The organism is Burkholderia sp. BKH01 (genome assembly GCF_025685725.1).
Lineage (GTDB): Bacteria > Pseudomonadota > Gammaproteobacteria > Burkholderiales > Burkholderiaceae > Burkholderia > Burkholderia pyrrocinia_C.
On record NZ_JAOTQT010000003.1, the window covers coordinates 48777 to 74621 of the forward strand.

Annotated in this window: 24 protein-coding genes; 8 read left to right on the forward strand and 16 right to left on the reverse strand. The window is 66.2% G+C overall.

From position 1 onward, the window contains the following. Positions 1-8: 8 nt before the first annotated feature. The 7 genes from OEJ37_RS05830 to kdgT all read right to left on the reverse strand — a co-directional run bounded on the left by OEJ37_RS05830 (position 9) and on the right by kdgT (position 8675). On the reverse strand, positions 9-680 hold the full coding sequence (locus OEJ37_RS05830; protein ID WP_263343496.1) for an amino acid ABC transporter permease: 672 nt from the start codon (positions 678-680) through the stop codon (positions 9-11). A 10-nt stretch (positions 681-690) separates the two neighbouring features. Beyond that, positions 691-1530 carry an amino acid ABC transporter ATP-binding protein gene (locus OEJ37_RS05835; protein ID WP_317891517.1) on the reverse strand — a complete coding sequence of 280 codons (840 nt, stop codon included), beginning with the start codon at positions 1528-1530 and terminating at the stop codon, positions 691-693. A 99-nt stretch (positions 1531-1629) separates the two neighbouring features. After that, positions 1630-2463 carry a substrate-binding periplasmic protein gene (locus OEJ37_RS05840; protein WP_263343497.1) on the reverse strand — a complete coding sequence of 278 codons (834 nt, stop codon included), beginning with the start codon at positions 2461-2463 and terminating at the stop codon, positions 1630-1632. Positions 2464-3058: 595 nt separating this feature from the next. Next, entirely contained in the window at positions 3059-4186 is a 1128-nt protein-coding gene (locus OEJ37_RS05845) for a J domain-containing protein (protein ID WP_263343498.1), read from the reverse strand. 203 nt (positions 4187-4389) lie between these two features. Then, the gene (locus tag OEJ37_RS05850) at positions 4390-4713 is read right to left on the reverse strand and encodes a DUF4148 domain-containing protein (RefSeq protein WP_263343499.1); all 324 of its coding nucleotides are present in this window, start codon (positions 4711-4713) and stop codon (positions 4390-4392) included. A 226-nt stretch (positions 4714-4939) separates the two neighbouring features. Then, positions 4940-7324, reverse strand: a complete 2385-nt coding sequence (locus OEJ37_RS05855) for a DNA polymerase II (RefSeq protein ID WP_263343500.1) — start codon at positions 7322-7324, stop codon at positions 4940-4942. A 331-nt stretch (positions 7325-7655) separates the two neighbouring features. Then, on the reverse strand, positions 7656-8675 hold the full coding sequence (gene kdgT, locus OEJ37_RS05860; RefSeq protein ID WP_263343501.1) for a 2-keto-3-deoxygluconate transporter: 1020 nt from the start codon (positions 8673-8675) through the stop codon (positions 7656-7658). Positions 8676-8955: 280 nt separating this feature from the next. Here kdgT and kduI point away from each other — a divergent pair, with 280 nt between their 5' ends. The 3 genes from kduI to kdgR are packed head-to-tail and all read left to right on the forward strand — an operon-like array spanning position 8956 to position 11544. Beyond that, positions 8956-9792 (forward strand): 5-dehydro-4-deoxy-D-glucuronate isomerase, encoded by an 837-nt coding sequence (kduI, locus tag OEJ37_RS05865; RefSeq protein WP_263343502.1) that lies wholly within the window; start codon positions 8956-8958, stop codon positions 9790-9792. Positions 9793-9796: 4 nt separating this feature from the next. Continuing rightward, on the forward strand, positions 9797-10603 hold the full coding sequence (kduD, locus tag OEJ37_RS05870; RefSeq protein WP_174416805.1) for a 2-dehydro-3-deoxy-D-gluconate 5-dehydrogenase KduD: 807 nt from the start codon (positions 9797-9799) through the stop codon (positions 10601-10603). Between the two features lie 59 nt (positions 10604-10662). Further along, a complete protein-coding gene (gene kdgR / locus OEJ37_RS05875; RefSeq protein ID WP_263343503.1) occupies positions 10663-11544 on the forward strand; it encodes a DNA-binding transcriptional regulator KdgR in 882 nt (293 codons plus the stop codon). 48 nt (positions 11545-11592) lie between these two features. On the opposite strand, the gene OEJ37_RS05880 is transcribed toward kdgR, so the two are convergent. After that, on the reverse strand, positions 11593-13191 hold the full coding sequence (locus tag OEJ37_RS05880) for an EAL domain-containing protein (RefSeq protein WP_263343505.1): 1599 nt from the start codon (positions 13189-13191) through the stop codon (positions 11593-11595). Positions 13192-13644: 453 nt separating this feature from the next. Here OEJ37_RS05880 and OEJ37_RS05885 point away from each other — a divergent pair, with 453 nt between their 5' ends. Further along, complete coding sequence (locus OEJ37_RS05885) at positions 13645-13941, forward strand: hypothetical protein (RefSeq protein ID WP_263343506.1); 297 nt, start codon at positions 13645-13647, stop codon at positions 13939-13941. Positions 13942-13976: 35 nt separating this feature from the next. Here the strand turns inward: OEJ37_RS05885 and OEJ37_RS05890 are convergent, their stop codons facing one another. From OEJ37_RS05890 to OEJ37_RS05905, 4 genes are all read right to left on the reverse strand, one after another. Then, entirely contained in the window at positions 13977-14285 is a 309-nt protein-coding gene (locus OEJ37_RS05890) for a hypothetical protein (RefSeq protein WP_174416966.1), read from the reverse strand. Between the two features lie 317 nt (positions 14286-14602). Then, positions 14603-16225, reverse strand: coding sequence for a histidine-type phosphatase (locus OEJ37_RS05895; RefSeq protein ID WP_263343508.1), 1623 nt, complete (start codon positions 16223-16225; stop codon positions 14603-14605). A 179-nt stretch (positions 16226-16404) separates the two neighbouring features. After that, on the reverse strand, positions 16405-16839 hold the full coding sequence (locus OEJ37_RS05900) for a phosphatase (RefSeq protein WP_174416800.1): 435 nt from the start codon (positions 16837-16839) through the stop codon (positions 16405-16407). 324 nt (positions 16840-17163) lie between these two features. Next, complete coding sequence (locus OEJ37_RS05905; protein ID WP_263343509.1) at positions 17164-18522, reverse strand: NAD(P)/FAD-dependent oxidoreductase; 1359 nt, start codon at positions 18520-18522, stop codon at positions 17164-17166. Between the two features lie 99 nt (positions 18523-18621). On the opposite strand from OEJ37_RS05905, the gene OEJ37_RS05910 reads away from it, so the two are divergent. Further along, positions 18622-19575 carry a LysR family transcriptional regulator gene (locus tag OEJ37_RS05910; protein WP_174416798.1) on the forward strand — a complete coding sequence of 318 codons (954 nt, stop codon included), beginning with the start codon at positions 18622-18624 and terminating at the stop codon, positions 19573-19575. A 22-nt stretch (positions 19576-19597) separates the two neighbouring features. Here the strand turns inward: OEJ37_RS05910 and OEJ37_RS05915 are convergent, their stop codons facing one another. Then, entirely contained in the window at positions 19598-19795 is a 198-nt protein-coding gene (locus tag OEJ37_RS05915) for a hypothetical protein (protein WP_263343510.1), read from the reverse strand. Positions 19796-19987: 192 nt separating this feature from the next. Here OEJ37_RS05915 and OEJ37_RS05920 point away from each other — a divergent pair, with 192 nt between their 5' ends. Continuing rightward, positions 19988-20899: a helix-turn-helix domain-containing protein gene (locus OEJ37_RS05920; RefSeq protein WP_263343512.1), complete on the forward strand. Its 912-nt coding sequence runs from the start codon at positions 19988-19990 to the stop codon at positions 20897-20899. On the opposite strand, the gene OEJ37_RS05925 is transcribed toward OEJ37_RS05920, so the two are convergent. Beyond that, complete coding sequence (locus OEJ37_RS05925; RefSeq protein ID WP_317891518.1) at positions 20890-21213, reverse strand: DUF1016 N-terminal domain-containing protein; 324 nt, start codon at positions 21211-21213, stop codon at positions 20890-20892. The genes OEJ37_RS05920 and OEJ37_RS05925 overlap by 10 nt on opposite strands. 105 nt (positions 21214-21318) lie before the next feature. Here OEJ37_RS05925 and OEJ37_RS05930 point away from each other — a divergent pair, with 105 nt between their 5' ends. Further along, positions 21319-22206, forward strand: coding sequence for an NAD(P)H-binding protein (locus tag OEJ37_RS05930; protein ID WP_263343514.1), 888 nt, complete (start codon positions 21319-21321; stop codon positions 22204-22206). Positions 22207-22249: 43 nt separating this feature from the next. Here OEJ37_RS05930 and OEJ37_RS05935 read toward each other — a convergent pair whose 3' ends face one another. Next, positions 22250-23452, reverse strand: a complete 1203-nt coding sequence (locus OEJ37_RS05935) for a benzoate/H(+) symporter BenE family transporter (protein WP_263343515.1) — start codon at positions 23450-23452, stop codon at positions 22250-22252. Positions 23453-23696: 244 nt separating this feature from the next. Then, complete coding sequence (locus tag OEJ37_RS05940; RefSeq protein ID WP_263343516.1) at positions 23697-24722, reverse strand: fatty acid desaturase; 1026 nt, start codon at positions 24720-24722, stop codon at positions 23697-23699. Between the two features lie 277 nt (positions 24723-24999). Here OEJ37_RS05940 and OEJ37_RS05945 point away from each other — a divergent pair, with 277 nt between their 5' ends. After that, a complete protein-coding gene (locus OEJ37_RS05945) occupies positions 25000-25824 on the forward strand; it encodes a phosphate/phosphite/phosphonate ABC transporter substrate-binding protein (protein ID WP_263343517.1) in 825 nt (274 codons plus the stop codon). The last annotated feature ends 21 nt before the right edge of the window (positions 25825-25845 follow it).

The following is a 25845-nucleotide window of genomic DNA, read 5'->3' on the forward strand; positions in this document are numbered from 1 at the left end:
CGGGCTCCTCAGCGCTGGACGGCAGCGTCCTGGCGACGCTCGATGACGTGGACGAGTTTCGCGATCGGCAGCGACAGCGCGAAATACACGAGCGCGACCACCGAGTACGTTTCGAGCGGCCGGTATGCTTCGGTCGCGATGCTCTTCGCGACATACATCAGGTCGGCCACCGCGACGATCGCCACCAGCGCGCTTTGCTGCAGGCTGCCGATGCCGTTCGTCAGCAGCACGGGCATCGCGCCGCGCAGCGCCTGCGGCAGCACGACGAAGATCGTGCGTTGCCACGGCCGCAGGCCGAGCGCCACCGCGGCATCGAGATGCTCCTTCGGAACCGCCTGCACGCCGGCGCGATACGCCTCCGCGTTGAACGCGGTCAGATTCAGGCCGAGCGCGAGCACGCCCATCGCGATCGGGTCGATGAACACGTCGACCATCATCGGGATGCAGTAGAAGAACCAGATGATCTGCAACAGCGCCGGCGTGCAGCGGAAGAACTCGATGAAGAGCTGCGCGGGCCAGCGCACGAGCGCCCAGCGGCTCATCGCGAGCAGGCACAGCGCGAAGCCGAGCACGAGCCCCATCGCATTCGCGGCGACGGCCAGCACGACGGTCACCTTCAACCCGTCGAGCAGCGCACCGATACTGCCGGCGAGGAAACTGAAATCGAAGTGGTAGTTCATGGCTTCGGCCTTAGTCGAGATGCAGGACTTTCTCGAGGAATTCCCGCGTGCGCGCTTCTTTCGGACACTTGAAGATTTCGTCCGGTGAACCTTCCTCGACGATCTTGCCGTTTGCGCAGAACACGACACGCGTCGCGATGTCCCGCGCGAAGTGCATGTCGTGCGTGACGATGATCATCGCCATCTTCTGCTCGGCGAGCTGCAGCATCACGTTCTGGACTTCGACGACCATTTCCGGATCGAGCGCGGACGTCACTTCGTCGAACAGCATCAGCTTCGGTTCGAGCATCAGCGCGCGGGCGATCGCCACGCGCTGCTTCTGGCCGCCGGAGAGCTGGCTCGGATATGCATGCAGCTTGCTTTCGAGGCCGAGGCGCGCGAGATACAGGCGCGCGCGCTCGGTGGCCTCGGCCTTCGACAGCCCGCCGACGCGCACCGGCGCGAGAATCAGGTTGCCGAGCACCGACAGGTGCGGAAACAGCGTGTAGTGCTGGAACACCATGCCGACCTGCTTCTGCAGTTTCGCGTCGATGCGCCATCCGCCGCGCGCGTCGCCGCCGCGGATGTACGACGCGCCCTGGAACGCGATCTCGCCGCTCTGGATGCCTTCCAGGCCCATCATCACGCGCAGCAGCGAGCTCTTGCCGCTGCCGCTCGGGCCGATGATGACGAGCCGGTCGTCGGCGCGCATGTCGAGGCTCATGCCGTCCATGACGACGAGGTTCGGGCCGTACGACTTGTGCACGTCGCGCAGCCGCACGAAGTCGTCGGCCGGCGCGGGCGCAGCGAAGCGCGTTGTCGAAAGGGGTTGCATTGCCGACCTGACGGCCGTCGTTTGAGGCGACAACATGACTGTCTCTCCAGCGGCGCCCGACGTCGGCGCGCAAAGTGCGAATCGGAAAATCGACACCCGGCGGCGATTCGCCGGGCCCGTCAGCGCGGTCGGCGCTTATTTGCCCGGAACGAGCATCGCCTGCACGGACGTCTTGATCAGGCGATTCACGGCGCCCGACTTGACTTGCTGCGCGAGGTAGCCGTTGAGCACGTCGAGATCGGCTTTCGGCGTGTCCTTGCGCAGGCCGAACGCCACCTCCTGCTGTGCGAGCGGCGGCGCGGGATTGAAGCTCGCAGCCCAGTCAGGGTGCGCTTCCGTCAGCAGCATGTTGGTGATGTTCGCGTCGGCGAGCAGGTCGGCGCGCTTCGAGATCAGTGACAGGCGCGTCTCGTCGTTGCCAGGCAGCCGCATGATCCGCGCCTGTTTCAGTTCCGCCGAAATCGCCTTGTCCTGCGACGTGCCGGACATCACCGCGACCGTCACGTTCGGCTTGTCGATGTCGGCGAGCGAGCGCAGGTTCTTCGCGATCTTCGGATTGTTCCTGTTGTAGACGAACGAGACGTTGTAGTCGGTCGCCGGCGCGGAGAAGGCGACGGCCTTTTCGCGCTCGGGCGTGTCGTTCAGCGCGAGCGACAGGTCCCACTTGTCCGACTGCAGGCCGGCCACGATGTTGTCCCAGCTCGTGTCGACGAATTCGACCTTGACCTTCAGCACGTTCTGTCCGAAATCGCGGCACAGATCGGAGAAGAAGCCGCTGTAGGCGCCGGTCTTCGGATCGCGCATCACGTACGGCGGCGCGACCGCGGCGCCGCAGCGCAGCACGCCTGCCTTTTTCACGCCGGCCCATGCGTCGGGGCCGGCGGCGTGCGATGCGGTAGCGGCGAACAGCGATGCCGCCGCCACGGTGCATGCGGCGATTTGACGGGAGAAACGAGACAGTCGATTCATGGTGTCCTCACTGGAGATGGGTAAACCCGTATGCTTACTCTAACTGACACACAATTATGTGTTCTGTGTTGTGTGCAACGTTGTGTGCATATTAGAAGGGCGAAAATCGCTGTGTCAACGAGAACTTGTCCTGAGGGAAGGCGGGGTTTTCCCCGGTATGAGATGCGGGGAGTGCGGGCTGGCGGCGAAAGGTGCGCGGAAACGAAAGGGAAAGAGGGACGGCGGTGGGACGGACGTACGCGCCCGGTGAGCGGAAATGTCTGGCGATTGTCGCGGCAGGCCGGGTGCGGGTGCGGGAGCGGCGAAGGCACCGGCGTGGCGGGGAGGAGTTCGGGTGCCGGTCAGACGGTTTCGTTGCTGTTGGCTGAACTAGCGGGCCAAGTTCGGGAACCAGGATCGGCAGGGCAAACCGCGATTCCTGGCGGGTTGTGTTCCAGAATGAGCGAGAGTGAGGGACGCGCGCGGCGTCTGCGCCGATCGGTTTTACTTGTCGCGCGGAATGCGGACCGGTGTGAATGCCGAACGGTGACGCAGCGCGCCGCCGTTCCGTCAAGCCGGCTACGCGCTCGCCGTTCCGCGGGCAGCGCGTGCGCGCTTAAAACGGATCGTCGTCGAAGCGGGAGGATGCCTGCCGGCGCTTCATGTCTTTCAGCCAGTCCCTGACCTTTTCCGGATCGTCGAACTCGCGCAGCGCCACGGTCAGGTCGTGGTTGCTGCGCTGCATGCCGGCAATGTCGCGCGTGAGCATGCGGACGACGGTATCGGGCGCCAGCTTGACGGACCGCGCGATTCCGTACGTCCGCCGGAAACCGGTCTCGACGTGCAGGATCTCCTGATCCAGCTCGCGGAGCTGTTCCTCCAGGATGCCGTTGTAGCGCGTCAGCCGATCTTCACCGAGGCCGTCGATCGCGCGCCGGTCGATCTGCTCGATCTCCAGTTGCAGTTCCAGCAGTTGCAGGAGATTGCCCTTCGCATAAGCGTGGTTGACCCGCTGCATCAGCACGGTCTTGCGTTGCTGCTCCTGCGGATCGGTTTCGCGATCGGGATGCAGCGCGCTCGCGAGCTTGCGATAGACCTCGCGGATCGACTTGCTCGACTCGGCCTGCTCGGCTTCGCGTTTGGCTGCCGCGGCGGATTGCCGGGGTGCTTTCTTGCGCTTCGCGCGCTGTGCCTCGCGGGCCTCGTGGGCGGCCATGTCGCGCCTGAACTGTTCGTCCTGTTCGGCTTGCATGCGCTCGGCAAGTTCGTCGGGAGACAGCGTGTCGAGATCGTCCGCCGGGTCAGCGGCGGGTGCCGGCTCTGATGCTTGCTTCGTCGGTGCGCGATCGGTCGTTGCGCGGTCGTCGTCGCCGGATGCGGCGTGCCGGTTGTAGATGACTTTCAACTGCGCGTCGTCGCTGACGTCAAGCAGGTTGCGCGCCATATCGGCGATCAGCGCGGACAGCGTGCGCTGCTCGGCCTTGCTCAAACCCTTCTGCAGGAACGCGTCGTCGAGCAGATTGAGCAATCTGATCCGCAATGCCGTCGACGCCTGTTCGAGCGGCAACAGCCCATCGACGAATTTCTTCTGGAAGACCGGCATGACGGCTTCCCACGCACCGAGACGTTCGCGCCGTTTTTCGATTTGCTCGACGAGCGTATTGAACGTCTTCTGGGCTTTCGACAGGCTGGCTGTCTCGTGGCTGGTCGCGATGACGACCGCGGCTCCGCGACGTGCGGTCATGATCGATGTCCTCCGGCCACGGCGGGAGGCGCGGCAGGCCGGTATTTTAGCCGGACGGGCGCTCCTCCGGCTTCCGGCTCCGTGCCCTGCGTCGTATCGGGCGCCTGGCCGTCCGGGCGATAGCGAGCAACGCTACGCGCCATGGAGGTCTCGGTCGCCGGCGGCCCGGAAGGGCCTTCTCCTCAGAAACGACCGGCAGCGCGTTATTGCTTGACCGCCGCAACCGCCGGCGCGCCCGAATCCGTGCCCGGTGCGCCGTTCGCCCCGTAGGCGGCTTCCGCGCTCTTGCGTTCGGCGAGGCGCTTGGCGGCCAGGCGTTCCTGCGCGGCGACGATGTCGCCCGGATAGTTGTCGCCGTCGCCGGCAACCGGCTCGTAGCCGACCGATTCGAGGTCGAGCAGTTCCTGGCGTACTTGTGCACGCGTGAGCGTCGAGTGCGACGACTGCGCGTACGACGCGGCCGGTGCGGCGAGAAGGGCGGTGGCGGTAGCGGCGACAGCGGCGATGGTGACGATGATGGATTTCACGGTTTCCTCAGACGATTTCGTTGCGGTTCGGCATGAATTCGCTTGGCTGAACCGACGAGACAAGTTTAGGAACCCGGACTGGCTGGATAAATGGCGAATCCTGACCAGCTGTGTTGCAGAATGAGTCAGAGTGAGTGATGCGTGCGGAACGCGACGGAGATCGACGTCACGCGGACAAGAGGTTTCGGTGACTGCGCTGCGGCTTGCGCGGCGCGTCATCGTTCCATCAATCGCCGAACAACTGCCCCTGCCCGGAGATCACGCGTTCGAAATCGTCGCGCAGGAACGGCAGGATCGCGTCGGCGACGGGCTGCAACTGGCGGCTCAGGTAGAACGCATAGTCGATCGGCGAGCGCATCGTTTCGAGCGGCTCGGGGCCGGCCGTCGTCATCACGTAGCTGATCCAGCCGCCGCGCTGGTACTGCATCGGCCGGCCCTGCGCCTGGTTGAACTCGTCGGCGATCCGCGCAGCACGCACATGCGGCGGCACGTTGCGCTCGTACTCGCGCAGCGGCCGGCGTACGCGCTTGCGATAGACGAGCTGGTCGTCGAATTCGCCGGCGAGCGTGCGCTGCACGTAATCGCGGATGAAGTCCTGGTAAGGCTCGCGCCGGAACACGCGCCGGTACAGCTCGCGCTGGAAGTGCTGTGCGAGCGGCGTCCAGTCGGTGCGCACCGTTTCGAGCCCCTTGAAGACGAGGTCCTCGCCGCCGTCGGCCGTCGCCGCGAGGCCCGCGTAGCGCTTCTTGCTGCCTTCTTCCGCACCGCGCACGGTCGGCATCAGGAACCGGCGGTAATGCCGCTCGTACTGCAGCTCCAGCGCGCTTTCGAGCCCGAAGCGGTCGCGCAGGTGCGTGTGCCACCAGCGGTTCACCTGCTCGACGAGCGCGCGGCCCTTGGCGCCGGCTTCGTCGTCGTCGTGCGCGCGACCGAGCCACACGAACGTCGAATCGGTATCGCCGTAGATTACTTCGTAACCCTGAGCTTCTATCAGCTCGCGCGTGCGGTGCATGATCTCGTGGCCGCGCATCGTGATCGACGATGCGAGGCGCGGGTCGAAGAACCGGCAGCCCGTCGAGCCGAGCACGCCATAGAACGAATTCATGATGATCTTTAGCGCCTGCGACAGCGGCGCGTTGCGCTGGCGTTTCGCATCGTCGCGGCCCTCCCACACGCGGCGCACGATATCGGGCAGGCAATGCGCGGTGCGCGAGAAGCGCGCGCCGAGAAAACCGGGCACCGATGCGTCGTCGCCGGGGTTCGCGAGCCCTTCGATCAGCCCGACGGGATCGATCAGGAACGTGCGGATGATCGACGGATAGAGGCTCTTGTAGTCGAACACGAGCACCGAGTCGTACAGGCCGGGGCGCGAATCCATCACGAAGCCGCCGGGGCTGTTTTGTCCCGTCACGTCACCGAGGTTCGGCGCGACATAGCCGAGCCGGTGCATGCGCGGCAGGTACAGGTGCGTGAACGCCGCGACCGAGCCGCCGGTGCGATCGGCGGCGAGCCCCGTGACGCTCGCGCGTTCGAGCGCGAAGGACAGCAGGTCGGCCTTGTCGAAGATGCGCGTGACGAGCTCGCAGTCCTTCAGGTTGTAGCGCGCGAGCGCGGGCTTGTCGTGATCGAAGCGGCGCTGGATCTCGTCCATCCGCTGGTACGGATTGTCGATCGACTTGCCTTCGCCGAGCAGCGCCTGCGACACGTATTCGAGACTGAACGACGGGAATGTCCACGTCGCGGATTTCAGCATGTCGATGCCGTCGAGGATCAGGCGGCCGGCCGCGCCCGCGAAGAAGTGGTCGGGCTGCTGGCCGTGCGCGCGCCAGTCGAGCACGCTGCCGCCGCGCCCGAGCTTCAGCGGCACGCCATATTGCTCCGCATGAGCATGCAGGATGCGCAGGTCGAACTGCACGAGGTTCCAGCCGATCACCGCGTCGGGATCGTGTTCGTCGAACCAGTCGTTCAGCCGCGCGAGCATCGCGGGCCGGCTGTCGCAGTAGTCGAGGCGGAAGTCGATGGCGCCTGCGTCGCCGCTTTCGTCCCCGTTCGGCGGGCCGAGCATGTAGACCTGTCGTTGCCCGCAGCCTTCGAGCGCGATCGAATACAGCTCGCCGTGGACGCTCGTTTCGATGTCGAGCGACACGCAGCGCAGCGCCGGGCGGTAGCCGGTCGCGGGTTTCAGCTCGCCGCCGGTCAGCGTGTTGTCGTTGCCGGGCTGGCCGCGAAACTGCACGCACGCCGTGATGAAGCGCTCCATCGCGTAGCGGTCGGGCGGCTGCACATCGGCTTCGTAGACGTCGACGCCGGCCGCCGCGAGGCGCTTCTGGAGCCCGGACAGGTGGCGGTAGCGCCGGCAATAGAGGCCGACGACCGGGCGCTGGCTGAAATCGCGCAACGCGAGCGGGCGCAGTTCTGCATCGCGTTCGCCGGCCAGTGCGCGTTCGGCGAGCGCCTGCTGTTCGGCTGGAATGAACGCGACGGCTTCCTGCGGGCGCAACCGCACGCGGCGCGGACCGTGCTCGGTTGCCAGCCAGAACTCGATCTCGATACCGGTCGCGGTGTCCCGCCAGTGGCGGGTGAGGATGAAACCCTGCTCGAACGCCGTCAAAACGCTTGCTCGTCGTGAATGCTCAGGCGGCGGATTTTAGCGCTTGGGCGGGGTCCGTGCCGATGGCGGGCGCATATGGCATCAGGTGGCAGGAGCCGCTGTGCGCCGCGCCATCCTGTGTGTGCCGCATCGGTTGAGGGCTGGGCGTCGAATCTTCGCGCGCGGGAGGGGCGATCCCTTGTTCCGAATGGGCGCGCGGTTGCTGCGCTCGATCGCAGCGCGCCGGCAATCAGCGGTGCCCAATTCGTTCCCGTGACCGGCTACTGGCTGGCACTGTAGAACATTGCCCGACTCGAAACCTGTGCCGGGGACCGGACTCGAACCGGCACCCTCAAACATGCCCCTCATGCTCGATCGCCCCACCGCGCCCCGCCCGTGCCGCAACCATCACCGGCGCCCCTGAAACCCTGGCCGCCCGCCGCGCCCACATCGCCGTCAGAATCGGCACGAGTATCGCCGTAACGAGACAAGCAGTCGCGACGATCGCCGTTGCAGCCGGCACCATCGGTTTGAACTTCGGAATCATCTCGCCGATGATCGCCGGGTTCGCGACCGCGGCGCCGGCCGTCGACGACGCGGCGAGCCCGGCCGTGCCGTTGCCGCCGCCGAGGAATTTGTCCGCAAAGATCAGCGGCACCCCCGTCACGACGATCACCGCGAGCCCGAGCGCGATGCCCGGCAGCCCGCTTTTCGCGATCACGTTGAGATCGATGCCGTTGCCGAGCGCGAAGCCGAAGAACGGAATCAGCGGATGCACGCAGCGCCCGAACAGCTCGCGCAGGTCCGCATCGAGATTGCCGAGCGTGAAGCCGATCAGGAACGGCAGCACCGCGCCGACGAACAGCCGCGTCTCGAACACCGCGACACCGGCCGCGCCGAGAATCAGCATGCTGACGAGCGGCCCCGATTCGATCGACATCAGCACGAACGCGCCGGCTTCCTCCTTGCTGCCGTACTGCTGCATCACGGCCGCATAGAGGCCGCCGTTGGTCATGTCCATCGACGTCGTGATCGCGAGCAGCGACAGGCCCGCGAACAGGCCAGTCCGGATGCCGTCGTCGGGGATGAACCGCGCGGCGATCAACGTCGCGAGCCACGCGACCACGATCTTGGTCGCGAGCAGCGTGCCCGATTTGCGCAGCACGACGCCCGTCGCGCGCAGGTTGATCGTCGCGCCCATGCAGAAGAACCACACGGCGAGGATCGGCACCGTGCCCGCGATCAGGCCGTTGGTGAACGAGCCGAAATACTTCCCGGCGTTCGGTGCGAACGTATGCACGCACGCGCCGAGCAGCATCGGGACCAGCATGAGCCCGCCGGGAATGCGGTCGATGGCCTGTTTCAGCTTCACGTCTCCTCCGTGGACGTCGATGCGTCCTGTTGTCGAATGATGTCTGCCGACTGACTATAGGACATGATTCGGAACGTCGGTCCGTTTTTATGATTTTGTCGGGTAGTCGTATACCCGTAACTTCATAAATTGCTGATCAGAATGGGATTAATGGTCCCGCAGCGCGATGCAAAGAATTCGGTTCGTCGTTCCGAATCTGAAAAATTTGTGCTTCAATTCATCGTATGACCACCGGCCGCACAGGCATCGGCGGCGTGTCCATCCCCCATGGAGAAGCGGCATGGAAGTGCGGCAAGGCATCCACAGCGAACACGCGAAAGCGCTCGACACCGCCGGCCTGCGCCGGCATTTCCTGGTGGAGAACGTATTCGTACCGGACGCGCTGTCGCTCACCTACAGCCATATCGACCGCATCATCGTCGGCGGCGCGTGGCCGGCCGCGCGGCCGGTCGAGGTGCCCGCATCGCTCGGCGCCGCGATGGGCGTGAGCCATCTGCTGGAGCGGCGCGAACTGGGCGCGATCAACATCGGCGGGCCCGGCTGGGTCGAGGTCGACGGGCAGCGTCACGTGGTAGGTACCGAGGAGGCGATCTACATCGGGCAAGGCGGGCAGGGCGTCGTGTTCGGCAGTGACGATCGCGCGCATCCCGCGAAGTTCTACGTGAACTGCGCGCCTGCACACACCGCCTATCCGACGCGCACCGTCACGCTCGCGCAGGCGTCGCCCGAAACGCTCGGCGATGCGTCGACGAGCAACCGCCGCACGATCTACAAGTTCATCGTGCCCGACGTGCTGCCCACGTGCCAGCTGTCGATGGGGATGACGAAGCTCGAGCCGGGCAGCTTGTGGAACACGATGCCGTGCCATACGCACGAGCGCCGGATGGAGGTGTATTTCTACTTCAACCTTGCCGACGATGCGGCCGTGTTCCACATGCTCGGCGAGCCGCAGGAAACGCGCCACGTGGTCGTGCACAACGAGCAGGCGGTGATCTCGCCGAGCTGGTCGATCCACTCGGGTGTCGGCACGAAGGCGTACACGTTCATCTGGGGGATGGTCGGCGAGAACCAGGTGTTCAAGGACATGGACCACATCGCCGTCGCCGATCTGCGCTGACACCATGAAACGCGACAACCCCGATCTTCCTTCCGCCGACGCGCGTTCCGCGCTCGCTGCCTTGTTCGACCTGACCGGCAAGGTCGCGATCGTCACCGGTTGCAACACGGGGCTCGGCGCGGCGATGGCTGTCGCGCTCGCGTCGGCCGGCTGCGACATCGTCGGCGCGAACCGCTCGGCGCCGGATGCGACGTCGGCACGTGTCGCCGCGGCCGGGCGGCGCTTCGTCGACGTGCGCGCGGACCTGTCGACGCTCGAGCCGGTCGAGCGGATCGTCGGCGGCGCGGTCGATGCGTTCGGTCACGTCGACATCCTCGTCAACAACGCGGGCATGATCCGCCGCTGCGATGCGCTCGACTTCACCGAGGCCGACTGGGATTCTGTCGTCGACGTGAACCTGAAGAGCGTGTTCTTCCTGTCGCAGGCGGTTGGGCGGCAAATGGTGCGGCAGGGGCGCGGCGGCAAGATCGTGAACATCGCGTCGATGCTGTCGTTCCAGGGCGGCATTCGTGTACCGTCGTACACGGCGTCGAAGAGTGGCGTGCTCGGCCTCACGCGCTTGCTCGCGAACGAATGGGCGGCGCGCGGCATCAACGTGAACGCGATCGCGCCCGGCTACATGGAGACCGACAACACCGCGCAGTTGCGCGAGGACACTCGGCGCAGCGACGAAATCCTCGGCCGCATCCCGGCCGGCCGCTGGGGCGTGCCCGACGATCTCGCGGGCGCGGCCGTGTTCCTCGCATCGCGTGCGTCGGACTACGTGCACGGCCACACGCTTGCCGTCGACGGCGGGTGGCTCGCGCGCTGACCGTATCGCGTGGCGGACGCGTTATGCTCTCCCGTTTCGCATCTCATGGGTTCACGGACATGACAGCAACGCCCAGGCAGCGCAAGCGCGATCAGGCGAACATGGCACCGCAGGCCGACCCGTCGGCGGCCGGCACCGCGGAGAAGGCCGATTCGGTCGCGGCCGTCGGGAAGGTCTTCACGATCCTCGCGGCGCTCGGCGATCGCCGCGAGATCGGCATCAGCGAGCTGTCGCAGCAGCTCGGCATGTCGAAGACGACGGTCCATCGCTTCCTGCAGACGCTCAAGACGCTCGGTTATGTCGCGCAGGAAGGCGAGACCGACCGCTACCGGCTGACGATCCGGCTGTTCGAGCTCGGCAGCAAGGCGCTGGAGAGCGTGGACCTCGTGCGCGAGGCCGATCTCGAGATGCGCCGCATCGGGCAGCTGACGCGCGAAGCCGTGCACCTCGGCGCGTTCGACGAGGACGCGATCATCTACATCCACAAGATCGACGCCGAATACGGGCTTCGCATGCAGTCGCGGATCGGCCGGCGCAATCCGCTCTACAGCACGGCGATCGGCAAGGTGCTGCTCGCGTGGATGTCGCCCGACGACGCGCGCGCGGTGCTGGCCGGCATCGAGTTCAGGAAGTCGACCGCGAAGACGCTGTCGTCGGCGGACGCGGTGATGAGCATCCTGCCGCACGTGCGGCAGCAGGGCTACGGCGAGGACAACGAAGAACAGGAGGACGGCCTGATGTGTCTCGCCGTGCCCGTGTTCGATCGTTTCGGCCGCGTGATCGCGGGGCTGTCGATTTCGTTTCCGACGATGCGCTGCGGCGCGGATACGAAGGCGCATTACATCGCACTGCTGAAGGGGGCCGGGCGAGCCCTTTCGGAACGACTCGGGCATCGCCCGGAAGCGGCCGACATCGAGCCGGCGGCGGTCGCGCGGGATTGAGCGTTCGAGGTGCGCGCGAGATGGCCGCACACCCCGGCGGCAACGCCGCTACACCCACGCGCAATCGCGCCTCAGGTTCTCTGCCCGCTGCGGCCACTGATACAGGTAGCCTTGCGCATACTGAATTCCGATCGCCTCCAGCGCGCAATGCTGCGCTTCGGTCTCCACGCCTTCGGCGATGATCTTCAAGCCGTAGTAATGCGCGACGGCGGCGATACCCTCGATCAGCCCTGCGCCGCCATCGCTCAGTCGGGCGATGAACTGGCGATCGATCTTCACGTAGTCGAACGGAAAGCGCGACAGCATGTCGAGATTGCTGTGATTGGTGCCGAAATCGTCGATCGCGAACTTCACGCCTTTCGACCGGAGTGCATGGAATATCGCGGTGGTCCGTGCGTTTTTTTCGAGCAGGACGCGCTCGGTGACTTCGAGCACCAGCGTAAAGCCGGGCGGCAGCGAACGGATTGCTTCGTCGACGACGGACACGAACCGCGTGCGTTCGAGATCCCTTGGCGAGACGTTCACGGCGATGCGCAGCGGCACGGACGGCGTCAGCGCGGTCAATTCGGACACGGCCGTGCGCAGCACGAATTCGGTCACCTTCGGCAGGATCGTGCTCGATTCCACCTGCGGGACGAACACGGCCGGACTGATTGGCCCCCATTTCGGATGGTGCCAGCGCAGCAATGCCTCGACGCCGACCGTCCTGCACGTCCGGACATCGACGATCGGCTGGTATACGACATGGAACTCGTTGCGCCTGAGCGCATGGCGAACGGCCTTCAGCAGCAGCCGCCGCGGCGCCATCGCCAGCAGGTAGGCGGCTATCACGAGGCCATCCGCGAGCAGCGCGATCGTCATGCAGATCAGCCAATAGCGGCGCTGAACCTGCGACGCGTATTGCGTCGACGCGGCGACCGACACCGCGAAAGGCCAGCGGTGCGATGCGATCGCGCTGCCGCCTGCGGGGCCCGGCTCCGATTCCGGCGTGAACCTCCCGTGCTCGTCGAGACGGCCCGAACCCGCGATCGACAGCGTGGCGGTTTCCGCGCCGAATCGGGCGCTGTGCGCGAGCGCGTCGGCCACGTAGTCGCCCTCGATCAGGTAGAGGACGCCCGCGCCGCGCGCGGTGGCGCGAAACACGGACAGCACTGGAATGCCGTGCTGAAACGGCGTCTGGCGCAGCAGCGTGACGATCGTCGATCCCGGCTCCGGCTCGCGCGTGTACGCGTCGAGCGGCACGTCGATCGCGCCGAGCGCCGACGAACACGTGACGCGGCCGTGGTTCACCAACCCGACGGCACGCAGGTAGCGCAGGCGAGTGCCCACTTCGGCCAGCGTCCGGAAGATCGTCGAGCATCGCCGCCCGACGAGCGCGGTCAGCTCGTCCGCGTGTCGCTGCTGAACGCCATCCAGGATGCGGTCCACCGATGCGACGATGTCGTTCGCGACGACGCGTTCATGCGCGGTGACGGCGTCGCGTGCATAGCGATCGGCGAGCACCATCGCGAATCCGGGCACGAGTACGCAAACGATTACCGCAACGAAAAAGGCAACCCGCGGCCACGCACCGCTGCGCTGGAAAACTGGCTTCGAGTCTGGCGTGAGCGCCGACATTCCCGCGGTTGCCTTTGGTGTTGTTCGCATGGAGAGGCAAGTCGAACCGGTCGATGCGCAAACGGCGAGCATGCGTCATGCCTGGTTCGGCAATACGGCGCGCGCGCCGATATCGCGATGCCAATCGATTCAACGGTCGCGACGGTCATGGGCGGCACCGTCGCGATCGGCCATTCATCCGGAGGCTCGCTTTCATAACATGTGCATGTTGCGCATGTATTTAGGCGTAGCACACCAAAAAAAACCCCAGCCGCAGGGTCGTGCGGCCGGGATGAAAGACACCTTCTCTTGGCACGAGGATGGTGCGCGGCAAGTATAAGGTGTGATGCTGGATTACGAAATATTGTTATTTAACGATTGGTGCAGTTTTGTGATTGCATCTCGACAGGAAATATTTTTGCAAGGTACCGCTTTCGGCGATTCGCGGCTGGTGCGCGGGCGGCCGCTGCACGGTCCGGTTGCACGTCATGCTGGAGTTTCGCGATGGAAGAAGAATCCGTGCCGACGGTCATCGTGATCGATGGCGCAGCGGTGGCTGACGGCGGCTCGCTGTGGATCCAGATTTCAGTGAACGGACAGATCTGCAACTACGGGCTCGATCGCGCACTCGCGTCGCGCGGCACGCCGCGCTATGACGCGATCAGCGGGGCAAACGGACTGCTTTCGAAAGGAGAACGACAGGAATTGCTGTCGCTGCTGGAGCGCATTACCGACTCCGGTGCGTGGGCCGGTATCGCGGGCACGTTCATGCAGGTGCTGAAGCAGTCTGCCGTTGAATGATCGATGTGGCGCCGATACGTCGCACCGGCCGCGATTCAGAAATCGTTGCGCATCTTGTGAAGCAGGTCGCCGGGCGACTGGTGCGTGTCGACCGCGTTGAGCACATCGGTCAGGAACCATGGCAGGTTCAGTTGCGTATCGGAATCGCCGACGCACACGCGGATCGGCGGCGCCTTTGACGGGGAGCGGGCGTCATGCGTGGCGTCCCGCGACGGGACGCAATTTTTCGCATGCGCTTGAACTGGAACCGGCGCGTCGGCGCCGGATGACGGTGCACCGGCGGCTGCCGGCAAGCTGACGGCGGCAAGCAGGGTCAGGACAGCGAAAGCGGCAACGCGTTTCATGGGAATCTCCGGCGATGCAGGTTCGACCGCGCGAGCGGGCGCGAGTTCGTTGATGCCATGGCGACTCATCCGCTCATCCGCCCGCGCCGGTTGCCGGTTGTGCCATTGCGGTGGCGGATTCTCCCGGCGGTTGATGGTTTGCGACGACGGCACGCGGCAACACGCATCCGGCGTCGGCCGGCGAAATCGGCCTGCTGACGTTCAAACGCAGGAACACCGGGAAGGGCAAGGAGCGGATCGAGGTGTTGCTGCTCGAGCCGCAAGCTGCCGGCAGGCATCCGGGCGCGCGGCTTGCGTGATCCGCGCCGCGCGTCACGTCACTGATACCCGTAACACCGCTTCAATCCCGCGTAGTCATAGAAGTGGCTCGCCGGCGCGATTTTCGCGCTGTCGCACGCAGCCTGGAAATCCGTCTCGCGCTCGTTGTACAGCATCTTCACGATGAGCCGCGACCCGTTGCGATAGACATCCCACTGCATGTTCGCGGCCATCGGCGACACCTGGTCGCCGCGCCACGGGTTGTTCGCATACGTGTAGGTCTGCGCCTGCGGCGTCGGCACGAACACGTTCTTCAGGTTCATGATCGACGCGAACGGAATCACGATCTCCGCATGCGTGAAGCGCAGCTTCGCGGCGCGGGTCAGGTCGCCGCGCGCGATCGCGTCGACTTCGCCGAAGAAGTCGTCCTGCAGCACTTTCGCCATCCGGTACGTGACGGGGTTCGCCTCCTGGATGCCGGGCCCCTTCTGATAGTAGTCCTCGGCATCCTGCAGGTAGGCCAGATACTGCGCCTGCTCCGCGCCGATGTATTTCTCCATCGTGACGCCGCCGGTTTCCGCCGTCATCGCGGGCGCGACCTGCAGCAGGTTGTACAGCACGTTCACCGCATCGACGGCCGTCGCGATCTTCGTCTTGCCGTCGCCCTTCAGCGTGTTGGTGAACTTGCCGTCCGCCGACGTGAACGCATAGGTTCCCGTGTTCGCGAACGTGTAGCCGTCGGCGCCGAGCTTCGCGATGAAGGCCGGCGACACGAGCGCGGACAGCACCGTTTGCGCGACGTCGGCCGTCTGCGGTGCGCCCTTGATTGCCTTCAGCTTCGCGGCCACCGTCGCGTCGTTCGCGTAGGCCTGGTAGGTTTGGCTCGCCTGATAGGTCGCGTAGTACGGATCGCTCGTATCGGTCACGAGATCGGTGGCCGGCTTCAGCGAATGGAAATACAGCAGGAAGCGGTTGGTGCCGGCCGGCTGTGCGGCCGGTGCGTTCGCCGGATAGCCGGACGGTGCGGCCGGCAGCGTGATCGCCGAGGCCACCGCCGGCTGCGCGGCGACGAGCGCCGCTGAGAAATATGTCGAGCTGTCGACCGCGCGATCCTGGCCCGAGTTGACGACGACGACCTGCCGGTTGCTCGCCGAGAACAGCGCGGGCAGCCGCTGTGCGAGCCGTGCGGCGAGCTGCTGATGCTCGCGGATGCCGGTTTGCGTGAGGTTGCCGTATCCGGGCGTCGAGATGCCAGGCACACCGTAACCGAGCAGTGCATTGGCTTTCATCATCGCGTACGTATCGGCCTTGAGCTGCGCGCCGAGCGCGGTCAGCGCACCGTCGGCCTCGGCCTTGACCAGCATCGCGTAGATTGCGCCGTCGTACTTGAAGCCCGACAGCCCGCGCGAGCCGTGGCGTGCGACGAGTTCGGCATAGACGGGTGTGTAGCCGGCAGGCGGCGCTTCGTACGTCGCGGCGTCCTGCTGCGGACGGTACGGCGTCTTCGTCTGGTAGTAGGTCGCGGGAGCTGGTGTCGGCGTAGGCTGAGGTTGCGGTTGCGGTGCGGGCGTCGAGCCGCTGTTGTCGGCCGACGTGGCGGGCGGCGTCGAGGTTTCCCCGCCGCAGGCGGCAAGCAGCAGGCAGGCGATCGCGAGGGCGGCGGTGTGGGTCGGGCGTGTCATCGTGGCGTGCAACGGGCGGAACGATGCGGTATCGCGTCGTCCCGCCTCCGGGAGAGATGGGTCAAGCCCGGAAGTGTTGCAAGCGACTTTGACAGCAGAATGTCAGGATTCGGTCGGGCATTCGTCGGAATGCGGCCCGATCGAGGCTGGCCGGCCGCCGCCGGCCCGCGTACCGGCGTTCAGTGCAGGCCGGCCGATGCGATCGAGCGCACCGTATCGGTGATGTTCACGCAGCGCGACAGGCCGAAATGCTCGGCTTCGCGGCGTTCCGGTTCGCTGCTTGCAATCGCCACTGCACGTTCGCGCGGCACGCCGAGCGCTTGAAGCGCAACGTCGAACGGATGCCGGTTTGATCCGGAGTCCTGCTGATTTGAGTCCGTGACCACGACCGAGAAGCGGTCGAGGTTCGCGCGGCCGAACTGGCCTTCGAACATGTCGCTGAGCCGTGCGGCCGGCAGCGTCGTGACGAGACCGAGCCGATATCCTTCTTCCGACGCACGGTCGAGCCACTGGATGATCGCGTCGCGCTGATGGCGCGCTTCGTGCGAATCCGGTGTTGCTTCGATCTGCGCGAATGCAGCGTCGAGACGTGTGACGATGGCTTCGATAACCACGGTGATTCCTCTTCAGAAACGTGATGATCCGTTCGCCGACGGGAATGCCACCCACCTTAGCGTCGATCCGGAAAACGCGACAAATTAATATTTTTATCAGACTCATACGATTCGACTAATGAATCGGGTTGTGAGCCAGCGTGGGCGCGGGATGCGTATCGCGCAATGTTTTTTTACGCAATGCATCGTATCGACGGCTTTCAATGTGATGCACCAAACTCGCGCACGTTGCGCATGCACCGATCATATGCATGTGAAAAAAACGGCGTATCGGGCGATGCGCGCCCGATACGCCGTCTTGCGACGCTGCGTGTCGGCCGTCGATCAGTGCAGCTTGATCGACGGCTGGTTGCGGCTTTGCAGCCAGTGGCTCAGCGACTGGAACAGCGCGCGCTTCACGCCGTACACGCTGAACAGGTGCTTGCGGTACAGGAACTTGTACAGGCCGATCGCGGCGAGCCCGTCGACGATCAGCGAGCGCGAACGCACGCCGAGGTCGGCCTGGTACACGGCACCGGTGTGCCCGAGCGACACGACGGTGCCCGCATCGCGGAACGTGAAGCCGGCCACCGGCTTGCCGGCGACGCGGCGCGCGAATGCGTGGACCAGATACACGGCCTGCTGGTGCGCGACCTGCGCGCGCGGCGGCAGGAAGCCGCTCGCACCGGCGGACGGGCACGCGGCGCAATCGCCGAACGCATACACGTGCGGATCGTCGGGCGTCTGCAGCGTGTCGGTCACGATCACCTGGTTCGAGCGATTGAGCGCGATGTCGCCGATCTCCCGCAGGATCGCGGGGCCCGCGACGCCGGCCGCCCAGATCGTGATGTCGCTCGCGAGCCGTTCGCCCGTCGCGGTCGTCACGGCATCGGCGCTCACTTCCGCCACGCGTGTATCGGTCAGCACGTCGACGTTCAGCGTGCGAAGCTGCGCATGCATCTTCGCGGACAGCCGCGCGTCGAGCGCCGGCAGGATGCGCGGACCGCCTTCGATCAGCCGGATGTGCACGTCGCGCGCGGACACCAGCGCCTTGAAGCGGTACGTCGTCAGTTGCTGGATCGCGTGCCGCAGCGCGGCGGCCAGCTCGACGCCCGTTGCGCCCGCACCGATCACGTTGATGCAGATCGGCGCCGCGCGCTTCGCCGGATGCTGCTCGGCCTGATGATTCGCCTTCGTGCAGGCTGCGAGAAACTTGCGGCGGAAATCCTCGGCCTGATCGAGGTTTTCGAGCGGCAGCGCATGGCGTGCCGCGCCCGGCACGTTGAAGAAGTTCGTCACGCTGCCGACCGCCAGCACGAGATCGTCATAACCGAGCTCGCGCTGCGGCAGGATTTCCGTGCCGTCCGCGTCCTGCACGGCGGCGATCGTCGCCGTGCGTGCGGCGCGGTCGACCTGCTGCAGCGCGCCCTGCACGAAGCGGAAGCCGTGGCGCTTCGCCTGCGCCGCGTATTCGATCGTGTGGGATGCCGGGTCGCGATGGCCCGACGCGGCTTCGTGAAGCAGCGGCTTCCAGAAGTGCGTCGGGTAGCGGTCGACGAGCACGACTTCGGCTTGCCCGCGCCGTCCGACCGTATCGCCGAGACGCGTGGCGAGCTGCAGGCCGCCGGCGCCGCCGCCGACGATCACGATGCGCGGCATGCGCGGCGCGCGGTCCGTTGCAAGGTTGGGCGTGATGTTGTCCATGTTGGGCTCCCGCTGATGACGATTCGGATGACATTGCTCAAGAACCGACGATATAGTTTCGAACCCACTCGAACAATTTAATGTTTATAAGCGACTCATATGTATTCACTTATAGGAAAGACCGCGACGTTCCGGCAGCTGAAGGCGCTGGACATGATTGCGCGGCTCGGCAGCGTGTCGCGCGCGGCCGAGGAGCTGAACCTGACGCAGCCGGCCGTGTCGCTGCAGGTTCGCCTGCTCGAGGAGGCCGTGGGCGCCGCGTTGCTGCAGCGAGTGGGGCGCGGCGTGCAGTTGACCGCGGCCGGCGAGATCGTGTCGCGCTATGCGCGCGAGATCCTGCATCTGTGGAGCGAGGCCGGCGACGAAGTGGCCGCGCTGACGGGCGATCTCGGCGGCACGCTGCGGATCGGCGCGATCACGACGGCCGAATACCTGATCCCGCCGCTGCTCGTCAAATTCACCGCGACGCGCCCGCATGTGAAGACGTATTTCAAGGTCGGCAACCGCGACGACATCATCCGTATGCTCGCGACACATGAAATCGATCTCGCGGTGATGGGCAGCGCGCCGAAGGAGCTGCGCACGCACGCGGTCGAGTTCGCGAAGCATCCGATGGTGTTCGTCGCGGCGCCCGGCCATCCGCTGATGCAGCGCAAGCGCGTCGCGCTGAAGGATCTCGAATCCGCGCACCTGCTTGTGCGCGAACGCGGCGCGGGCACGCGCTCGACCGTCGAGAGCCTGTTCAAGACGGCCGGCTTCCGCTTCCATGTGGGGTCCGAATTGTCGAGCAACGAGGCGATCAAGCAGATGGCCGAAGCGGGGCTCGGCATCGCGTTCCTGTCGTTGCACGCGTGTGCGCTCGAACTGCGCACGGGACTGCTCGGGCAGCTGCCGTTCCCCGGCAACCCGATCGAGCGCGAATGGTATGTCGTCACGCTCGCCGACCGGCGGATCTCGCAGGTGACGGGGCTGTTTCGCGACTTCCTGATCAAGCAGGGCGCGCCGGTGATCGACGGCGCGACGGCGGCGCCGCACGAGCGGCGGCGCAAGTAGGTGGATGACGTCGGCCGGGCGATTAGAGGAGCCCGAAGTCGTCGTTGCTGTCGGGAATCGACGCGAGCAGCCGTTCGAGCCGATACCAGCCGACGATGCGCAGGCACCACGCGGCGACGGTGATCCGGTCGTTGCGAGCGTCGGGGCGGGACGGAAGGCCGGCGGCGCGGGACGGCGAGCGGGCGACGAACGCCGCGCATTGCGGGCAGTAATGGGGCATGACGGGCTCCGTAGGTGTCGGATGGGGCGATCGTAAGCGGCGGGGTGCCCGCCGGCGCTCACGTAAGGATCGGCTTGAGCAGAAACGGATGATCTTTTTCTGTCGGCCCGGATACGGCCTCCGCAGGCCCGGCACGCCGCCCGAAAACGCGTCACAATGCGCGTTCGACACACGATCTGGTGGAGCCAAGCCATGAGCGATCCGATTCTCGCCGCGCCGCCGGACAACGGCGTGCCGGTCAGCCTGCGTTCCAGCCGCGGGCTCGGCTGGCGGGGTTTCGGCGCGGCGCTGCTCGACATTCGCGCCGGCACGTACCGGATTCCGGCGGCCGACCATCACCGCATCGGCGTGCATATCGGCGGCCCCGTTCGTGCGGACTGCGTGTGCGACGGCGAGCGCGTGTCGCGCATCCAGGCGCATGGCGACGTCGACGTGATTCCGGCCGGCCTGCCCGGCCAGTGGACCGACAGCGCCGACTGCCGGATCCTGCACATCATGCTCAGCGACACGTTCGTGCGGCGGACCTTCGAGCATCTGGAGCTGAAGCCGTCGCAGGCGCAGATCCGCCGCCGGCTGCAAGTGCGCGACCCGCGCCTGCAGCACATCGCGTGGGCGATGGCCGCGGAACTCGAAGCGGAAGACGCGTCGGATCCGCTTTATGCGGAAAGCCTGTGCACGGCGCTCGTCACGCGGCTGGTCGACAGCCAGCCGGCGTTCCGCGAGCGCCGGCGTACGCTCGCACCGAAGGCGGCAGCGCGCGTGATCGATTATGTCGAAGCGAACCTCGACCGACGCCTGACGCTTGCCGAACTCGCGGCGCTCGTCGCGATCAGCGTGCCGCATTTCAAGGTGCTGTTCCGCGAAACGCTCGGGATGCCTGTGCACCAGTACGTCGTGCGGCGCCGGGTCGAGCGTGCGAAGGCGCTGCTGCTCGAAGGCCGGCTCAGCATCAGCCAGATTGCGCTCGAAGCGGGGTTCGCGCACCAGAGCCACATGGCGAACTGGATGAACCGCGTGCTTGGTGCGACGCCGACGGAGATCGCGCGATCGGGGGCGCGTGGGGGGCTGCGGCTGGCTTTCGACGGCGACGGAAATCAGGCATAACGAAGCCGTTGAGCGCAGGCAAGGCGCTGCTCAGGCTGCTTCAATTCGAGCAGCGACACCAGGTTATGGCCCCGGGGCAATTGTCCAACTGCTTGTTGGACGATTGCCGCGTCCGGCCAGGCGTCGGCGAATGAGCGCATGGACATCAGGTCGGCGCGGGAAGATCCCTTCATACCCGGAAGGGCCGTCTTGAGCGCGTGCGCCAGTCGCTCGATAACCTTGCTCTGCCTGCCGCCACCGGCTGTCACGGCCGGTCTGCCAGTAGAGCAGTACCAGTTCGCGATTGATGGCCCGTGCGGCACGTTGCCGGGCACTAGTTGAATCGTTCATCCTTTCCTGTCCGAATCATCCGTCCGTGCGCGCCGTCACGGCCGCGCATGCCGACAATCACCACACCATCATCCCCCCAGGAGCAGATCGTGTTCGTGATCTTCGGTGCATCAGGCAACGTCGGCCTGTCGACCGTAACAACCTTGCGCAACGCAGGCCATCCCGTGCGCGCGGTGCTGCGCGACGCACGCCATCGTGAACGCTTCGCGCAGCTCGGGTGCGACGTGGCGATCGCGCCGCTGACGGACGCGAGCGCGATCGCGTCGGCGATCGACGGCGCGCGGGCCGTGCAGATCCTGTGCCCGGTGCCCGTCGCCGACCCCGATCCGGCCGCGACGATGGAGCGGACGATCGACGTCGCGACCGCCGCGCTCGCCGCGAACCCGCCGCCGGCGCTGCTCGCGCTGTCGGACTACGGCGCGGAGCTCGACGGCAATACGGGTATCACGCGTCTCTTTCATCACTTGGAGGAACGGCTCAAGACGATCCCGACGCAGCTGACGCTGCTGCGTTCGGCCGAGCATCTGCAGAACTGGATGCGGGTCCTGCCGGTCGCGCTCGGCACTGGTGTGCTGCCGAGCTTTCATCATCCGGTGGCCAAGGTGTTTCCGACGGTCTGGGCGCCCGATGTGGGCGTCGTCGCGGCGCGGCTGCTGCTCGATGCGCCCGAAGGCGGTAACGGGCCTCGCATCGTCAGCATCGAAGGGCCGCGGCGGGTGAGCGTGACGGCGATCGCGGATACGCTCGGCGCGGCGGCCGGCCGCGCGATCGTCGCGCACGAGCTGCCGCGCGACACGTGGAATGCGACGCTGCTGCGCGCGGGACTCAGCGAACGCCATGCACAATTGATCGTCGATCTGTATGACGTGCACAACGCCGGGCAGATCGACGTCGAGGCGGGTGTGTCGGAGCGGCTTTACGGCACCACGACGCTGGTGGACGCGCTCGCGCAACTGGTGCGCCAGCACGCGCGGTGATCGACGCGGCGGCGAGCGGTGTGCACGACGGGCGCAACGTGCATCACGCTTGCCGCCGCACCTTGTTCAGCATCGCATACGAAAGCGATCCGATCACGATCCCCCAGAACGCGGATCCGAGCCCGAGCCACGTCATCCCCGATGCGGTTGCGAGGAACGTGATCACCGATGCTTCGCGGTGGTTCTCGTCCTCGAAGATCCCGTGCACGTTCGCGCCGATCGCACCGATCAGCGCGAGCCCCGCGAGGATCGCGACGAACGCCTTCGGCAACGCGAAGAACACCGTGACGATCGTGCCCGCGAAGAGCCCGCCGATCAGGTAGAACGCGCCGTTCGCGAGCCCGGCGATGTATCGCCGGTCCGGATCCTCGTGCGCGTCCTTGCCCGTGCAGAGCGCCGCGGTGATCGCCGCGACGACGATCGTGATCCCGCCGAAGCATGCGACGACGAGCGACACCACGCTGGTCGCGGTGATGATCGGGCGCGCGGGCGTGTGGTATCCCGACACGCGCAGGATCGTCATCCCCGGCAGGAACTGGCCGGTGAGGCTGACGACGACGAGCGGCAGCGCGAGGCTGAGCGTCGTGCCGAGCGTCCATTCGGGCGCGATGAAGATCGGCTGCGCGATGCTCGGCGACACGTTGCCGAGATGCGTCATGCCGAGCAGCGTTGCGAGCGCGGCGCCGGTGAGCAGCACGAGCACGATGCTGTAGCGCGGCAGCAGGCGCTTGAAGATCACGTAGGCCGCGATCATCCCGAACGCGAGCGCGGGCTGCTCGGATGCCGCGGCGAACGCATGCGTGCCGAACGGCAGCAGGATGCCGGCCATCATCCCGCACGCGATGCCGCGCGGAATGTGGCGCACGAGCCGGTCGAAATAGCCGGTGACGCCGATCAGCAGGATGATCAGCGCGGCCGTGATGTACGCGCCGACGGCCTGGTTGAGCGTCAGTTGCGGAAACAGTCCGACGAGCAGCGCGGTGCCGGGCGCCGACCACGCGGTGATGACCGGCACCTTCAGCTTCCAGCTCGCGAACAGGCCCGATACGCCCGCGCCGATCGAGATCGCCCAGACCCACGACGACACCATCGCATTGGACGCGTGAGCCGCCTGCGCAGCCTGGAAGAAGATCGCGAGCGGGCCCGCGTAGGAAATCAGCACCGCGAGAAAGCCCGCGGTGATCGCGGAAACGGACCAGTCGTTGCCGATCGCGCGGATCGCGCCGGGCGGGGTGTTCGGTTGCATCGTCGTCGGAAAGTGGGGTGCCCGGCCACGGGCGGAGCCGGGGCGAATGGCTTGTTTTGCGAACCCCGGATGACCCGCCATTCTGGGCATTGCCTACGCGATTGGCAATTCGCCGACGCGCCTCTGCCTTGTCGGCATTTCGTAAGAAATCCGCGCCGACGCGAGCGGATCGGCATGGCGTGCGGCCTTGCGCCTGCATCGTCGAATCGGGCGGCTTCACGACAAAGTGCACCTTTGTCGAACGTTACGTGCTGATCTGCAGAACCTTGTCGACCACCGCCACCTTCACCCCGCCACCCGTCGACAGCGACGCCGTGCCCTGATCGAACGGATGCACGGGCGCATCGGTCGGCGTCCACGCATGGCGCGCCAGCAGCTCGCGATATCCGCCGCGGATCACGAAGCCGCCGCATTTCTCTGCATACGCGTCGCGCCGCATCCGGTACGCGCGCGGCAGGTCGTACCACGGCAGCTTCGGCAGATCGTGATGGACGAGATGGTAGTTGTTGTTCAGGTACAGCAGCCGCATCGCGAAGCCGGCTTCGTTGATCGCGATGCGCGCCTTCGGATGTCGCGCGACGCGGTGTTCGTACAGCGAGCGGATCATCGCGAGCGATAGCGCAGGCCACGTGACCGCGAGCAGGTAATACCACCACGGCACGCCGATCGCCCATTGCAGCCACGCGAGCAGCGCGGCCACGCATGCAGCGTGCGTCGCCCACATCGGCAAGTAGCGGAAGTCGCCGCGCCGGAACGCGGCGAACGCATCGGCGAACATCGCAGCGATGGCGAGCGGCGGCCCGACGACGATCCGACCGGCGACGGTCATGCGCGCGACCGTCAGCGCGCGACGCCAGCGCGGCAGCCGCGCCCAGCGTTCGCGCGATACGTAGTTCGTTTCGGGATCGACGCCGGGCACGGTCAGGTCTTCGTCGCGATGATGGTCGAGGTGCGTGTCGCGATACAGCGTGTATGGATACCAGACCGTTAGCGGCGGATAAGCGAGCAGCTTGTTCACGAACGCGGAACGTGTCGGATGGCCGTGCAGCAGCTCGTGCTGCAGCGACAGGTGCCACGCGCCGAGCAGGATCAGCGGCGGCGTCGCGGCCGCGAGCGACAGGTGCTGCGCGCGCACGAGCAGCAGCACGGCGAGCCCGCCGCCGTAGATCGCGGCGATCAGCAGCCAGGTCGGCCACTCGGTGCGGGCGGTGAAGCGCGCGTCGAGTGCGGCAATCGCGCGCGCGTGGTCGACGTCGAAGTATTCGGCCATGGTGCTGAAGCGGGATGGAACGGGGGGCGCAGAGCCGGCCCGGATGCTCGGGTGTCTCGCAGATCACGGTCGGCTTGCCCGGCATTCGCGCGGTAGCGATGCGTGAGCAGGCATGGGGACGTTACCGGGATGGCGCGGCACGACCAACCAATCGATTCGCATTTGCTTATCGTCGCGTGGTCGATAAGCTTTCAGGGCGCGGTGGCGCGTCCGGTACCCGTTTGGGTGCGATCGAACCGGGTTCCACCGCGCCGGCGCCGATGCGTAGAATGCGCGCATGACCCAATGGATCGCAGCACTCCCGATGTACAACGTGACGCCGCGCCACGCCGCGCTGTGGCGCGCGCTGCTGCGCGACGCGCTCGATGCGTTCGAGAACGCAGGCGGGCCGGCGCACGTCGCGCTGCCCGACGAGCCGTTCGACGACCTGCACGCGCTGTGGCGGCGCGACGATCTGCTGCTGTCGCAGACCTGCGGCTATCCGTATCGGATGCTCGGATTGCGCGAGACGGTGCATCTGATCGCGACACCCGTGTTCGATGCCGAAGGCTGCGATGGCGCGCGCTATCGCAGCGTGCTGATCGTGTCGGCGCGCGTGCATGCGGGCGGCGCGACGACGCTCGCCGCCTGTCGCGGACTGCGGGCCGCATTCAACGGCGGGGATTCGCACAGCGGAATGAACGCGTTACGGCATGCGGTTGCGCCGCACGCGCATAACGGAAGATTCTTCGGATCGGTCACGGCGTTCGGCTCGCACCTGAACGTGCTGCGTGCGCTGGCTTCCGGCGATGCCGATTGCGCGGCGATCGACTGCGTGACGTTCGCGTATGTGCGCGATGCGCTGCCCGACTTGCTGGAGGAGATCCGGATCATCGGCACGACGGCATCCGCGCCGGGGTTGCCGTTCATCGCCACGCGGGCGCTGGAAGAAACGCAGGTGGCCGCGTTGCGGGACGCGCTCGATCGCGCGGTCGCGGCCGATGCGGAACGCTCGCGCGTGCTGAGACTGAAGGGATTCGAACGGCTGTTGCCGGACGACTATGAAACGATTGCCCGGTTTGCGTGGAAAGCCGCTGCGCACGGGTATCCGGAACTGGCATGAGGTGCGGGTAGTACAGGGCGG